Origin of the sequence: Geoalkalibacter subterraneus (genome assembly GCF_000827125.1) — a bacterium.
Lineage (GTDB): Bacteria > Desulfobacterota > Desulfuromonadia > Desulfuromonadales > Geoalkalibacteraceae > Geoalkalibacter_A > Geoalkalibacter_A subterraneus.
The window spans coordinates 287242-300756 of record NZ_CP010311.1; the positions used below are offsets into that span (position 1 = coordinate 287242).

Sequence of the window (13515 nt, forward strand, 5' to 3'; positions counted from 1 at the left end):
TCAGCGGCTTTCTTTCTCCGGGCGGGAGTAGTTCATTAACTGCAGCTTCACGTCATCTGCTTTGACCCTGACCACCTCGCCGTTCTCGCCTTCCTCACTGCGCACCAGCCCCCCGCGAACCAATTCGAGAATCTCTTCACGCGTCAGGCCATATTTGGCTGCAGCCTTATCCACTTCGTACCAGGTTTTGACCAACGACATAAGTGCCTCCTTTTCGTTGTCGCTATCATGTTGAAAGTATAACGCAGATCACCACAATTACCCTCAGGGCACCCCCATATTTACCAAGAGACTCTGAATGTTTAAGGCTTGGATGAACGCTAATACTGAAACGGGTACTCACGATGGGAAGCGCCATTTTCATCTTCTCTTGCGGTTTGAGGTTTGTGAAATTCGTTTGTCGATCAGCCCATCAATACCATTTTCGTGATAGCGATCGATGTAGCGACGGAAGGTCCGATCAGTGACCCCCAGCAGGCGGGCCGCCTCTTCCTGCGTGAGTCGCTTTTCGGTCCAGATGGTCAATACCTCTTCGAAATGCATTTTCCGGGTCTCCTGTAGCAACTGCGTCCGTGTCATGGTTATCCTCCCTGGTTCCCTGGTTAACCATGAACCGGACAAACCTTGTGCTACAAGTCCGGACAGTTTACTTGCTGGTGACAGTCACAATGCAAAAAGCTTGACAGTCGCCCCCTTTCATCAGACCATCATTTCCCATGCGAAAAGGATTTACGACCGGAACAGCGGCGGCTGCGGCCGCCAAAGCCCATGCCCGGTTCATGACTCATCAGTTGAACGGCGATTATGTCGACGTCATGCTCCCTGACGGAAAGACGCTGGGTATTCCCGTTGTCTGCGGACTTCATGGCGCCATGGTGACCAAGGACGCCGGTGACGATCCCGATGTCACTCACGGCGCAGCGGTTTGGGCGCGGGTGGCGCTGAGTGAGGACGACACTGGCATCCATATCGTCGGTGGCGAAGGGGTCGGCGTGGTCACGCGCCCAGGTTTGCAGGTTTCCGTTGGGCAGGCCGCCATCAATCCGGTTCCCCGCGCCATGATCGAAACCAACGTGCGGACGGAGATCGGTCCAGATCGCGGCGCTGTCGTGACCGTCTCTGTGCCTGACGGCAAGCGGCTTGCGGAGCGGACCTTCAATGCGCGCCTGGGCATCGAAGGGGGGATATCTATCATCGGGACCACAGGAATCGTCGAACCCATGAGCGTTCAGGCGCTGGTAGACACCATCCGTTGTGAAATTGACGTGCAACTGGCCGAAGGCCATCCCATCACCCTGGTACCCGGCAAGATCGGTGAAAAGTATCTGCAGGCGCTGCGCCCTGAAACGCAGGCCATTCTGGTAAGCAACGCTTTTGACGAAGCTCTGGCTTATCTGCGGCAGCGACAAGTTGAAAAACTGACCATCGCCGGGCATCCCGGTAAGCTGGCCAAGCTGGCCATGGGCTGCTATAACACCCATTCCAATGCCTCCCCACAGGCCCAGGATTTTGTCGCCGGTACTCTGGGACTGATCGAGACCTTCAACACCGTCGAGGAAATTTGTCAGAGTTATCCGGCGGCTTTTATCCTGGTGGCGGTGCGCATTGCTGAACGGGTGCAGGCTGACTACGGTTTTGCTCGGGTAGAAGTGTTGCTGTTTGATATGCAGGGAGTGCTTTTGGCAAGTTATCCCCCAACAAATTCAGGTGATCTGTGAATCAGCCCCGCATCTCCATAATCTCCATGGGGCCCGGCAGCCCCGGCTTGCTGACAGCGCGCGCCCGTCGGGCGCTGGAAACAATCGACCTGGCCGTCGGCGCGCCACGCCTGACCCAGGGGCTCACGGTTCCCTGCTATTCGCCGGAGCCGCTAATCAGCGGGACGATCGAGTATATCCGCAGTCATCCGGATAAACTCATCGGTGTTCTGGTCAGCGGCGATGCCGGGTTCTACAGCCTCAGCCGGGCTATCGTTGCAGCCTTTGGGCGCAAGTCGGTTACCGTCATCCCCGGTGTCAGCGTGGTGCAGGCCGCCTTTGCTGCCATCGCCGAACCCTGGCAGGAGGCCCGTTTCTTTTCCGTCCATGGACGAGAAGCGGTGTTGAACATTCCGGCCATCATGGCAAGCGAGCGCTTTTTGGTTCTCTGTGACGGTAGCCACAACCCCCGCGCTATTCTGGAGCGCTACCCCCGACTGCTTGAGTACTTTGACCTGTGGTCCATGAGCAACCTCAGCCTTGACAATGAAATGATCGTCCCCGTGACCAGGGAAACCGTCATTCCTGAAGATCCCCTGAGTTGTGTGGTGGGAATAAAAAAAGAGAAGGAAAATCATATTGATGGAGAACAGTGAAAGATCTTGCGTTTATTTCATCGGCGCCGGTCCCGGCGATCCGGAGCTGATCACTCTGAAGGGGATCAATGCGATCAAGCGCTGCCGGACGGTCATCTACGCCGGCAGTCTGGTGGCCCCGGAAATTCTCGATCACTGTGCTGCCGGTGCCGATATCTACAGCTCCGCCTCCATGAATCTGGAGCAGATTATCGCCGTCATGGTGGAGGCGATCGGCCGGGGTCACAGCGTGGCGCGCCTGCATACCGGTGACCCCTCTATTTACGGCGCCATTCAGGAGCAGATGGCCGAGCTGGACAAGCACGGCATTGCCTACTGCGTTATCCCCGGTGTCACGGCGGTGTTTGCGGCGGCAGCCGCCCTGCGCACCGAGCTGACCGCGCCGGAGCAGTCCCAGACCCTGGTTATCAGCCGTATTGCCGGTCGCACTCCTGTGCCCGAGGATGAAGAGGTGGCGCGTTTGGCCTCCCATGGCGGCACCTTCTGTTTCTACCTTTCGGTGGACCGTTTCAGCGACATTGCCCGGCAGTTTTTCGAGCAGGGATGGAGCCCGCAAACCCCCGTGGCGATGGTTTATCGTGCCAGCTGGCCCGATGAACTGATCAGGCGTGGCACCCTGGCGGACATGGCCGGGCAGATTACAGACAGTGGCGTCAACAAGCACGCTGTGGTGATCGTTGGTAAGCCTCTGGGAGCCATCGGCGCCTACTCAAAACTGTATGACCGGGAGTTCAGCCATGGCACCCGCCCCTGATCTTGCGGTCATCGCTGTGACCGGGGCCGGAGCACGTCTGGCGGCCGGAATCAGCGCCGAGCTGGGCGGCAGTCTCCATCTGTCAGGCAGTATGGCTACGGAATATGACGCCACCCCCTACGATTCCCTCGCTGACCAGTTCGCTCGACTGATGGACGGCAGCAAGCGTGGTATTGTCGCGGTCATGGCCCAGGGGATCGTCACCCGCATGATCGCCCCGCACCTGCAGTCTAAATACCAAGACCCCGCCGTAGTTACCTGTGACGAGGTGGGGCGTTTCGCCATCAGCACTGTTTCCGGCCACGAAGGGGGGGCCAATCAGCTGGCCCACGCCGTGGCGTCGATCACCGGCGCAACCCCCGTTATCACCACCGCCACCGAGGCCAACCGCTGCCATGTGCTGGGTATCGGCTGTCGTCGTGGCACCTCCAAAGGGGCCATTCTTCACGCCATCCGTAGCGGCTGCGAACAGGCGGGCATTACTCCTGTTCGGCTGCGGCTGGTGGCCTCGGCCTGGGTCAAGAAGGATGAGCTAGGGCTTATTGCCGCAGTCGAAGAGCTAGGGCTTTATCTGCGTTTTCTCCCCCGCAGCGCCTATGAGAATCCGCTGTATAATTTCACGGCTTACGACGGCCCTATGCGCCATTTGGGGATTCCCGGCGTGGCCGAACCCTCGGCCCTGCTGGCAGCCGTCGACCCGCGTCTGCTGTTGCCCCGCACTGTTATCGACTCCGTCACCATCGCCATCGCTCAGGAAGGACTTATCCATGCCTGATGGAATTCTCTTTGTGGTCGGAACCGGCCCCGGAACGGAGGACTTCATGGCCCCCGCCGCTGGTCACGCCATCGCCGGTGCCGATTATGTCTGTGGATATAAACCCTATCTGGAACAGATAGAACATTTGATTCCCACAACGGCCCAGGTCTTCAGCAACGGCATGACCGGTGAGAAGGAACGGGTGGAGAAAGCCCTGGCAGCCATGGAGCAGGGGCAGCGCGTTGCCCTTGTCTGTGGCGGTGACGCTTCGCTGTACTCCCTGGCCTCGCTGGTTTTCGAGTTGGCCGGCGATACCGATGCTATTGAAGTTATCCCCGGCATCACCGCCGCCCTGGCCGCCTCGGCTCGTCTCGGCGCTCCCGTCGCCGACGATCTGGCGATCATCTCCATGTCTGACCTGCTCACCCCCTGGGAACTGATCCAAAAGCGCATCGAGGCGGTCAATAGCGGCGATTTCGTCTGCGCCATCTACAACCCGCGCAGCACCAAACGCACCACCCAGCTCGCCTATACGGTGCAGCGCTTCATGGCGGAGCGCGGTGACCTTGCCTGCGGCTTCGTGCGCCACTGCTACCGGGAGGGAGAAAGCATCTGGACCGGCTATTTGAGTCAGCTTGATCTGGAAAACATCGACATGAGTACCCTCCTCATGGTCGGCAACACCCGCACCATCCTCAAAAACGGCAAACTGGTCACGCCGCGCGGCTACACTGCCAAATACGGGGCGCGTCCATGATCCTCGTATTGGGCGGCACTTCCACGACCCATCAGGTGATGACTGAACTTGAGGAAGCGGGTGAGCGGCTCCTGCTCATCAGTGTCGCCACCGATTATGGTCTGCAGGAGTTCGCCGCCCGTTATCCAGGACGGGTCATCCACACGCGCTTCAATCCGGAGAGTCTGGCGCACTTTATCGCCGAACGAGCCATTACCCGCATTATCGACACCACCCATCCGCACGCCAGAGAAATCAGCGCCATCGCCCAACAGGTTGCCGAAGAGTGTGCAATCACCTACGAAAGCTGGGTGCGGCCTGTCGCGGAACTCGAAGCAGAGCCGGGAATCGTGATCTGCGCTGGCGCGGATGAAGCCTCCGCCTACCTGCAAAATTCTCCCCATCAGGGCATTCTCTTCACCACCGGCAGCAATAGCATCGAACGCTTCGCGCCCCTTGCCAAGCGAAGCTACGCCCGTGTTCTCCCCTTTGAAGATTCCATCGCTAAATGCGTGGCTGCCGGATTTGACCGCTCCCGCATCATCGCTCTGCAAGGGCCGTTTTCCACGGCATTCAACGCGGCACTTTGTCGCGAGTACCGCATCGACTGCATGGTGACCAAGAACAGCGGAGAGGGGAGTGGCTTTGAGGAGAAGCGGGAGGCATGCCGGGAGTTGGGGATAGAGCTGGTGGTGATCGGGTAGCCAGTCATCTCCCTTGCCCAAGCACCACCAGCAGCCCGTTGATCACCGTGGCGGCGCAGGGGCTACCCCCCTTGGGACCACGGTTGGTGACGTGCGGAATGGTGGTTTGGCGCAGCAGATTCTTGGATTCTTCGGCTTTGACGAAGCCTACGGGCAGTCCGGCGACGAAGGCGGGGTGCATTCTTCCGGCGGCGGTGAGTTCCAACAGTTTCAGCAGGGCAGTGGGGGCGTTGCCGATGGCATAGATGGCTTCGGGGTAACGTTCGGCGGCGTAGAGCATGGCGGTTTCGGCCCGGGTGAGATTTTCGGCACTGGCGCGGGTCAGCACGTCCGGTTCGCTGATAAAGCAGTGCACCTGATTGCCGTATTGTTGCAGGTAGCGGCTGGTAATCCCGACTCGCACCATTTCCACATCACAGATGATGGGTACACCACGACGCAGGGCCGCCACACCTGCGGCAACGGCACCGGGCAGAATACAGGTCAGCTCGGCGAACTCCATGTCTCCCGTGGTGTGGATGAGCTTGCGGGCGATGATCTGCTCATCTTCGCTGAAGCGGCTGAGGTCGGCACCGGCGTTAATGATGGCGAAGCTGTCCTGTTCTATCTGCAGGCCTTTGTTCATAAAATTCTCCTTCGATATGTTCTTTCTCACTTCAGCAACCAATCCAGCAGCGAGGGCTGGGAGCTGAAATGAAAGTGGACATAGCCCGCCAGGGTCTTGCTCTTGATGAAGCCGTCCCGGCTGCGCGCTCCATTGGTCACTTTCTCCAGCGTAAAGACGTAGGGTTCATTGACGTCCTCCAGAGTGGAGTAACGAAATTCGTGCCCTACCAGCCCTGTCAGGGAGATCGGCTCCTGCACCTGCACATAGCCCAGGGCCTGCCGTTTGCCGGTCATGCGGCAGCGGGCAGCAAAGATACCGGTCATGGGGTGGTGTCGGCCTTCACCGTCAACAATGCCTTTTGTCAGCAGCATCATGCCGCCGCATTCGGCCAGCAGGGGACGGCTGGCGGCACTGTGTTGGAGCAACCATTGGTGCAGCTCCTGACGGGTGGACAGGGTTTCGGCGTACAGTTCGGGATAGCCGCCACCGATGTAGATGAAATCGGCCTCGGGCACGGTTTCCCCCGCCAGGGGCGAAAAGAAACGCAAGGCGTAACCTCGGCGCTCTATCTCCCGCAAATTGGCCTCGTAGTAAAAATTAAAGGCATGGTCGCGAGCTACGGCACAGATGCGCGTGGTTTTCGGGATGCCTTGCTCCTGCCACTGGAGCTCACTGGTCAGGTCGATGGCACTCAGCGCGTCCAGGTTGACATGCTGCTGCACCAAATCAGCGCAAGCATCGAAGTAGTTTTCTTCCATTTCCGCTGCCGTGGTGATACCCAGGTGGCGGCTGGGTGCCAGGGGATTGGTCTGGCGGGGCACACTGCCGAGCACCGGAATATCAGTGTGCTGCTCCAGAGCGCTGCGGATCAGCCGTTCGTGGTTGCTTGACGCCAGTTGATTGACGATCACTCCCACCAAAGGTGTCGACCGGCAGAGGCTCTGTAACCCCCGCAGCAGAGCGGCGATGGTGTAGGAGCAGGAGGCGGCGTTCAGTACTACTACCACGGGAAGCCCCAGTTGCACCGCCACATCATAGGAGCTGCCACCGAAACGGCGCGGCTCAATGCCGTCAAAAAGGCCCATCACTCCTTCTACCAGAGCCAGGTCACGACCTTGGCAGCCCTGCGCGAAGATCTGACGCAGAGTCGTTTTGTCAAGCATGACGGAATCCAGATTTTCCACCGGGTTACCGGCGGCTCGGGCCAAATGGCGGCTGTCGATGTAATCGGGACCGCACTTGAAGGGTGCCACCTTCCGACCCTGACGACTCAGGGCGCGGGCAATACCGGTGGTGATGGTGGTTTTGCCGGAGCCACTGCGCTCGGCGGCGATCAACACACCTTTCATGATAAGTCCCCTTTGTGCAGGAGATCGCCAATGTATTTCCGCAGTCGTCGCGCCATTTGTCCGCCGCCGACAAAGAGTAGCCGTTTGGCGCTGATATGGATCAGAAAGGGATAGTAGCCGAATCTAACAGCAGCCCCTCCAGCATGGCGTCGATGTCGCAGTGTTCTTCCAGGGTTTTGGCCAGAAGATCCAGTTGACGCTCTTTTTCACCCCGATAATCCACGACAGGCAGGGACAGTTGCAACAGATCGGACAGAGCCTGCAGATTGGCAGCACTGTCAAAGAGTCCGTGCAGGTAGGTTCCGAAAATGCGCCTACGACCATCCCACAGGCACAGGCCATTGGTACTGAGCTGTTCCACGCCGCTGCCGACACAGGAACGCCCCACGTGCATTTCGTAACCGCTGAGATTTTGCCCTTCCCAGCGGCCCACGCCCGCCCAGTTTCCCTTGTGCAGGGTTTTCTCCTGCGCCATGGTCGTGGTCAAAGGCAGTAGTCCCAGTCCCTGGGCCGTCCCCGGCTCCCCCTCCACGCCATGGGGGTCTTCCAGTCGTTCCCCCAGCATCTGTAAGCCGCCGCAGATACCCATGATGGGGATGCGTCCTGTCAGCTCGTGCAGAGCGGCGGCAAAACCGGAGTGGTGGAGGAATTTCAGATCGTGGAGGCTGTGCTTGCTGCCGGGCAGGATGACCAAATCGCAATCTGAAAGTTCTGCGGGGTTGTGAAGATAGGCAAGACGAACTTCTTCCATCGCTTTTAACGGGGTGAAGTCGGAGAAGTTGCTGATGTGGGGCAGGCGTACGACGCCAACGCGCAATCGGGCATTCACTTTGCTGAAATCTGAAGCCAGATCCTGAGAATCCTCCTCCTCCAGGCTCAGACGCAGCCAGGGGAGAACTCCGTGCACCGGCACCGGCACCAGGTCGGCAAACATCTCGATACCCGGCTGCAGCAGGCTGACATCACCCCGGAATTTATTGATGATAAAGCCGGCAATGAGGGTTCTGGTTTTGTCGGGTACCAGGTCGTAGGTGCCCTTAAGCCAGGCAAAAACACCGCCCCGGTCGATGTCTCCCACCACGAACACCCGCGACCCAGCGTATTGTGCCATACGCATGTTGACGATATCGGTGCCTTGCAGGTTGATTTCCGCTGGACTGCCCGCCCCTTCCAGAACGATGAAGTCGTATTCGCTGCACAGGGAGTCGTAGGCGGCGCTTGCGATAGCGAGATTTTCGCGGGAAAGGCTATAGTATTCGCGGGCGCTGTATGCTCCCACCACACGTCCCATGCGCACCAGTTGGGAACAGGATTGTCCCTGTGGCTTCAGAAGAATCGGGTTCATACGCACATCGGGAGCCAGGCCCGCTGCTTCAGCCTGCAGAATCTGGGCGCGGCCCATTTCCAGACCATGAGCGGTCACGCCTGCGTTGAGAGCCATGTTCTGGGATTTGAAAGGCGCAACCCGCACCCCGCGTTGATGCAGCAGACGGCAGAACCCGGCGGTGATCAAACTCTTGCCCACGCCGGAACCGGTGCCCTGGAACATGATGGATGGCACTTTGACTCTGTTTGGGGTATTCTGCAAAACCTTTTTCACTCCTATTTGCATGAGGTGCCATATAATGACATCAAAAATGATCTGCGGTATCGGACTGGGTCCCGGTGACCCGGAATTGGTCACCATCAAGGCGGTACGCGCCATGGAACGGGCCGAGGTAGTGGTGGTGCCCCAGTCCGATGTGACCGGGCGCAGTATCGCCGCCGACATCGTCGCCCACTACGTTCCCGCCGAAAAAATCCACATGTATCACTTTCCCATGACCGGCAACAAGGTTGATCTGGATTCCCGTTACAGCGCACTGGCCGCTGACATGGCTGTCTGGGCCAACGACGGAAAGCGTATCTGCTACGTGACCATTGGCGACACACCGGTTTACAGCACCTTCAACTATCTACGTGAAAAGCTGCTGGAGCGCGGGATTGTCACGGAGATGGTGCCGGGAATTTCGGCCTTTTCGGCGGCCGCCAACGCCCAGAGCCTGCCGCTGTGTGAAAAGGACGGCTCATTCTGCGTGATCGAAATGCCTGAATCAATGGCGGAGCTATCTTCCCTGTTGGAGCGTTTCACCTCGGTTGTTCTGATGAAGGTGCATAAACGACTCCCCGCCCTGTGCGAGTTTGTGCGCCAGGCCGATCTGGCACAGGCCTGGTTGTTCCAGCGGGTGACTCTTGCGGATGAACAGGTGTATGATCTGTTGACCCAGCTTCCGCCGGAATCCGCCGGTTATCTGTCGACCGCCATTGTGCAAGGGAAGCCGAAAGAAAGTTGACGACCTTTTTCTCCATCAGAGGTCGCGCAACAGGCCGATTGATTCGCGCAGCGCCTCTTCCTGAAAAATCTCCAGACAGATTGTCAGCTCTCTTTCCAGAGCAAACTGTTTGACGGTACGCAGCAGGCCGGGATCGATCCACTTGAGACTACGGTGATCGCGCCGGCCGTCGCTGCCGTGCAAATGAAGCAGGATGATCCGTTCCTGGTGCCTGGTCAGAACGGCTTCCACATCGCGCCGAAAATGAATCATGTGCCCGACATCGACACAAAAATCGACGGGCAATGCCGCTGCTTCGTCAAACAGATGGGCATTATCCCCGCCGTTTTCGACACTGATGATCCCTTTATTTGTGCCGGCAAAAGCCTCCAACTGACAAAAAAAATCGCGCTGTGGCTGCAGGTGAAGCGTATGTGTCTGTGCCTTCAGCGGGCACAGGGAATCGACGAATTTTTGCAGCATCGGCCATGTCGCAGTGAGTGTTCCATCACGGTCGTAAGGGAGATGAACATTGTAGCGCATCGGCTCCAGCGCCAGCTGGACGACTTCGTGCTCGTCGGGCAAGTCTTGCGGCTGCCGGCTGCAGAAATAGAGCAGCTCGATTTCCTCCACCAGACCGCGCAAATATTGCACGTTATCCAGACGCTCTGCCGGAATGATAAAGGAAGGGGCCGCTATGCGCATGCATATCTCGTTGCTATGTGCAGGATGAGGTAAAAAACTGCAGCAAACAGAGTCAGCAAGGCGGTTGCACTGCTGAATAGTCCAGTCGCACCGGTAATCAGCATCGCTTCATTAATCCGGGTTCCGTTACCGATATAGGGTTTGTCCTTGCGGATGCCGAAATAGGTCGCTGTGCCGCCGAGGCGGGTATTGAGGGCGCCGGCAAAAGCGGCCATGCTATGCGCCGAGTTGGGGCTGGCGTGGGCATGACGGAAATGTCGTCCAACGCGCCAGGCATTGCCAGCGTTCAGGCGACAGCAGAACGCCGCGACGGAAATCAGCACCAGGGACAGCCGCGCCGGAATAAAGTTAAGGACGTCATCCGTTCGTGCGGCAAATTTGCCGAACCGCTCGTAGCGTTCGTTGCGGTAACCGATCATCGAATCCAAGGTACTGACGGCCTTGAACAGCATCGCTCCGGCCGCACCACCGAAGGCGGCGTACATACTCGGTGACAGCACGCCATCGGTAAAGTTTTCCGCCACCGATTCGACGGTCGAACGAATCAACATCTCCTGATCCATCCCCGCCGTATCACGGCTGACGATCATTGCCAGCGCCTGTCGGGCACCCTCAAGATCACCGGCAACCAGAGGTGCGTGAACTGCCAACGCATGTTGCACCATGGAGCGGGCACTGACGGAGAAAAAGATGATCAGGGTGTTGACGGCAAGATAAACGACAACATGGATACTCGCCGCCATCCACAGCAGAAGCAGGGTCGAACTGACCGCAACTGTCGTCGACAGCAGGGTCAGTAGAGCGCCGCCGGTGAAGCCGAGGGAATATAACCAATTCTCAAGCCGACGGTTCAGGCGCCCCAGCAGACAGATGGGGTGCCACCCAGTGCGCGGATCGCCGAGGAAATGATCGAGCAGCAAAGCAACGATCACGCACAGCAGGTTGAGGGCGATGAAAGCTGTCATGACAGCTCCCGGAACGTGCCCAGCAGCGGGGTCATGTCGTTTTTGATGCTGAAACGGATGTGCTCGCCGACAAGTCCGCCAAAGTTGCCGCAGTCACGGATCAGCACCCGGCGCGACAGGCAATGCTGGAACAATTCCGCCGCCCGTCGCTCCAGCAACCGACAAAGGATGAAATTCACTGTTGACGGCAGAGCCTGCAGCCAGGGGAAGCTATCAAGCTCAGCGAGCAGCCGTCGCCGCTGCGCGGCAACACGTTGCGCGATCGGTCGGCAGTCGATGTCGATCAACCGCAGGCCGAGTTCCTGGGCTAGACAGTTGACGTTCCAAGGGGAAGAGCGCTGCTCCAGTTCCGTCGTTAATTTTCTATTGCAACTCAGAGTGAACCCCAGCCGCAGTCCCGGTAAGCCGTGAATTTTGGAGAAGGAGCGCAGCACCACCAAATTGTCGCTGAGATGCGACGTCAACGTGAGTGATTCTTCTTCAAGGTGGAACGGCAGGTAGGATTCATCGACGACAAAAAGGGTGGCGGGATGCCGTGCTATAAGCGCGACAAGCTCAGCGCGCAGCACGACTCCGCCGGTGGGGTTGTTGGGGTGGCACAGGAAGCAGAGTTCGCTGTCGATGCGCGCATCGCCCAAGGTAAAAGCATAATCGGGAGTGGGCGCGACAATCGTTGCGATCTCAAGGGCCGCGGCCCGGGCGTAATGTCCATAATCACCGTAGGTCGGCGCGAAAATAGTGACCCGCTTGCCGGTAAAAAGTGCGCAGATCCGTTCGATGGCCTCAGTGGTGCCGGCGCTAACGCAGATGTTTTCCGGAGCTACCCGGTAGTGATCAGCCAGGGCCGCCCGCAGTGTGTGGCTATGCGGTTCCGGCAGGTGGGCGAGGAGACGCGGAAGGTCGAGCCCGTCCAGCACTGCAGGCTGGATGTCGGCGACATTCGAGCTGTAATCGCGGATGTCGTCGGGACGGCAACCTAGAATGGTCGCGGCCCGGTAGATGTTTCCACCATGATTTTCCTGGGGTACGATCATTTACCCTCCAAGCGCAACCGCCGCCAGCAACAACACCGCCTCGCACACTTCGCAGAGCGCGCCGAGCATGTCGCCGGTGACGCCGCCGATCATCCGCCGATACCACCACAGAATGAGGGCTAGAAACGTCAGATAAACACCGAGGATGCCGATAAAAAGCCCGAAGGGCAGCGCAAAAAAAGCCAGCGCCAGCAATATCACGCCAGGGATGACCAGCCCGGGGCGCTCACTGGCGAAGAAGGGTCTGGCCAGCCCTTCCGGACGAGCGTAGGGCAGACGTTGCATGGCAACGACCATGGCGAAGCGGGACAGCGCCGGAACCAGTACCAGCACAGCGATCGTGTTGATATGGGCAAAAGCCACCCCCTTGGCCCCGAGCACGATGACAATCGCCACCACCCCCATGGTTCCCGCATGGACATCCCTCATGATGGCCAGTTTTTTTTCTCGGTCACGGTGGGAGAAGAGGGCATCGGCACTGTCGCACAGGCCATCCAGATGCAGGGCGCCACTGATCACCACCAGATAGAGGACCATGACCAAGGGGCTAATGGTCGCAGGGGTTAGCCAGTGCAGCAGCGCCAGCCCCGCACCGATCAACAGCCCGACCCAGGCGAATGCGGCGGTTGCTCTGGCGCCGTCGAAGGTGGCGGGGCCCAGGCGGATAAGGGTCAGAAAATTCAGTGCGCTGAGAAATCCCCTCATCGGTGCACCTTGACGGGGACGGCAATGCCGCTGACCATCAGCACCACCTCATCGGCCAGTGTGGCGACGCCGCGGTTGATTCGTGCCAGCAGAGCACAGTAGCGGCGGGTCATGGGATCGGCCGGAATCACCCCCAGGGACACTTCGTTAGTGACGATGATGGTGCGCCGCGTCGAGGTGGCGAGCCGCGACAGAAATTTATTCAGAGGTTCGTCCTCTGCTGTTTCGGTGAAAATCAGATTGCTTGCCCAGAGAGTCAAACAGTCGATAAGAATTGTGTCGCAGGCAAGATCCAGGGCGCGCTGATAGGCGTCGGCAAGCTGCAGTTGTTCCTCGAGGGTGGTGTAGGAGGCATCCCGCTCCCCCTGATGGACACGGATTTTGCGATCCATTTCCGCATCCAGGCTGGTCGGCGCGGTGGCGATGTACGCCTTGCGTGAAGACGGAGCGGCCAGGTTAAGGGCATGATGGGTTTTACCGCTGCCGACGCCGCCGGTGATGAGAGTTGTGTATGACATCTTTGCGCTCCTTGTG

General features: G+C 58.8%; 17 protein-coding genes. 7 read left to right on the plus strand and 10 right to left on the minus strand.

The window, feature by feature from the left end; genetic code table 11:
- Together GSUB_RS01360 and GSUB_RS01365 are read right to left on the minus strand one after the other, a co-directional pair.
- On the minus strand, nt 1-201 hold the full coding sequence (locus tag GSUB_RS01360) for a hypothetical protein (protein WP_040198842.1): 201 nt from the start codon (nt 199-201) through the stop codon (nt 1-3).
- 159 nt (nt 202-360) lie between these two features.
- A complete protein-coding gene (locus tag GSUB_RS01365) occupies nt 361-579 on the minus strand; it encodes a helix-turn-helix domain-containing protein (RefSeq protein ID WP_084211649.1) in 219 nt (72 codons plus the stop codon).
- A gap of 137 nt (nt 580-716) precedes the next feature.
- Between GSUB_RS01365 and cbiD the strand changes: the two genes are divergently transcribed.
- The 6 genes from cbiD to cobK are packed head-to-tail and all read left to right on the plus strand — an operon-like array spanning nt 717 to nt 5304.
- Nucleotides 717-1718 (plus strand): cobalt-precorrin-5B (C(1))-methyltransferase CbiD, encoded by a 1002-nt coding sequence (cbiD, locus tag GSUB_RS01370; RefSeq protein WP_040198844.1) that lies wholly within the window; start codon nt 717-719, stop codon nt 1716-1718.
- Nucleotides 1715-2353, plus strand: coding sequence for a precorrin-6y C5,15-methyltransferase (decarboxylating) subunit CbiE (gene cbiE / locus GSUB_RS17785; protein WP_052464344.1), 639 nt, complete (start codon nt 1715-1717; stop codon nt 2351-2353). The genes cbiD and cbiE overlap by 4 nt, the downstream gene beginning before the upstream one ends.
- Entirely contained in the window at nt 2340-3107 is a 768-nt protein-coding gene (gene cobM / locus GSUB_RS01380) for a precorrin-4 C(11)-methyltransferase (protein WP_084211651.1), read from the plus strand. Before cbiE ends, cobM begins: the two co-directional genes overlap by 14 nt.
- On the plus strand, nt 3091-3882 hold the full coding sequence (locus GSUB_RS01385; protein ID WP_040198847.1) for a cobalamin biosynthesis protein: 792 nt from the start codon (nt 3091-3093) through the stop codon (nt 3880-3882). Before cobM ends, GSUB_RS01385 begins: the two co-directional genes overlap by 17 nt.
- Nucleotides 3875-4621 carry a precorrin-3B C(17)-methyltransferase gene (gene cobJ / locus GSUB_RS01390; protein WP_040198849.1) on the plus strand — a complete coding sequence of 249 codons (747 nt, stop codon included), beginning with the start codon at nt 3875-3877 and terminating at the stop codon, nt 4619-4621. The genes GSUB_RS01385 and cobJ overlap by 8 nt, the downstream gene beginning before the upstream one ends.
- Entirely contained in the window at nt 4618-5304 is a 687-nt protein-coding gene (cobK, locus tag GSUB_RS01395) for a precorrin-6A reductase (protein ID WP_040198850.1), read from the plus strand. Before cobJ ends, cobK begins: the two co-directional genes overlap by 4 nt.
- 4 nt (nt 5305-5308) lie before the next feature.
- Here the strand turns inward: cobK and GSUB_RS01400 are convergent, their stop codons facing one another.
- From GSUB_RS01400 to GSUB_RS01410, 3 genes are all read right to left on the minus strand, one after another.
- A complete protein-coding gene (locus tag GSUB_RS01400) occupies nt 5309-5929 on the minus strand; it encodes a precorrin-8X methylmutase (protein WP_040198851.1) in 621 nt (206 codons plus the stop codon).
- Between the two features lie 26 nt (nt 5930-5955).
- A complete protein-coding gene (locus GSUB_RS01405; protein ID WP_040198852.1) occupies nt 5956-7260 on the minus strand; it encodes a cobyrinic acid a,c-diamide synthase CobB in 1305 nt (434 codons plus the stop codon).
- Between the two features lie 100 nt (nt 7261-7360).
- Nucleotides 7361-8809 (minus strand): cobyric acid synthase, encoded by a 1449-nt coding sequence (locus GSUB_RS01410; protein ID WP_353740398.1) that lies wholly within the window; start codon nt 8807-8809, stop codon nt 7361-7363.
- A gap of 76 nt (nt 8810-8885) precedes the next feature.
- Between GSUB_RS01410 and cobI the strand changes: the two genes are divergently transcribed.
- The gene (cobI, locus tag GSUB_RS01415) at nt 8886-9593 is read left to right on the plus strand and encodes a precorrin-2 C(20)-methyltransferase (protein ID WP_040198853.1); all 708 of its coding nucleotides are present in this window, start codon (nt 8886-8888) and stop codon (nt 9591-9593) included.
- Nucleotides 9594-9608: 15 nt separating this feature from the next.
- On the opposite strand, the gene cbiR is transcribed toward cobI, so the two are convergent.
- Genes cbiR through GSUB_RS01440 form a run of 5 tightly spaced genes read right to left on the minus strand, consistent with a single transcriptional unit; the run spans nt 9609 to nt 13499 of the window.
- Nucleotides 9609-10277 carry a cobamide remodeling phosphodiesterase CbiR gene (cbiR, locus tag GSUB_RS01420; protein ID WP_040198854.1) on the minus strand — a complete coding sequence of 223 codons (669 nt, stop codon included), beginning with the start codon at nt 10275-10277 and terminating at the stop codon, nt 9609-9611.
- On the minus strand, nt 10268-11242 hold the full coding sequence (gene cbiB, locus GSUB_RS01425) for an adenosylcobinamide-phosphate synthase CbiB (RefSeq protein ID WP_040198856.1): 975 nt from the start codon (nt 11240-11242) through the stop codon (nt 10268-10270). Before cbiB ends, cbiR begins: the two co-directional genes overlap by 10 nt.
- Nucleotides 11239-12276, minus strand: coding sequence for an aminotransferase class I/II-fold pyridoxal phosphate-dependent enzyme (locus tag GSUB_RS01430; protein WP_040198857.1), 1038 nt, complete (start codon nt 12274-12276; stop codon nt 11239-11241). Before GSUB_RS01430 ends, cbiB begins: the two co-directional genes overlap by 4 nt.
- Complete coding sequence (gene cobS, locus GSUB_RS01435) at nt 12277-12981, minus strand: adenosylcobinamide-GDP ribazoletransferase (protein WP_052464347.1); 705 nt, start codon at nt 12979-12981, stop codon at nt 12277-12279.
- The gene (locus tag GSUB_RS01440; RefSeq protein WP_040198859.1) at nt 12978-13499 is read right to left on the minus strand and encodes a bifunctional adenosylcobinamide kinase/adenosylcobinamide-phosphate guanylyltransferase; all 522 of its coding nucleotides are present in this window, start codon (nt 13497-13499) and stop codon (nt 12978-12980) included. Before GSUB_RS01440 ends, cobS begins: the two co-directional genes overlap by 4 nt.
- Nucleotides 13500-13515: the final 16 nt, after the last annotated feature.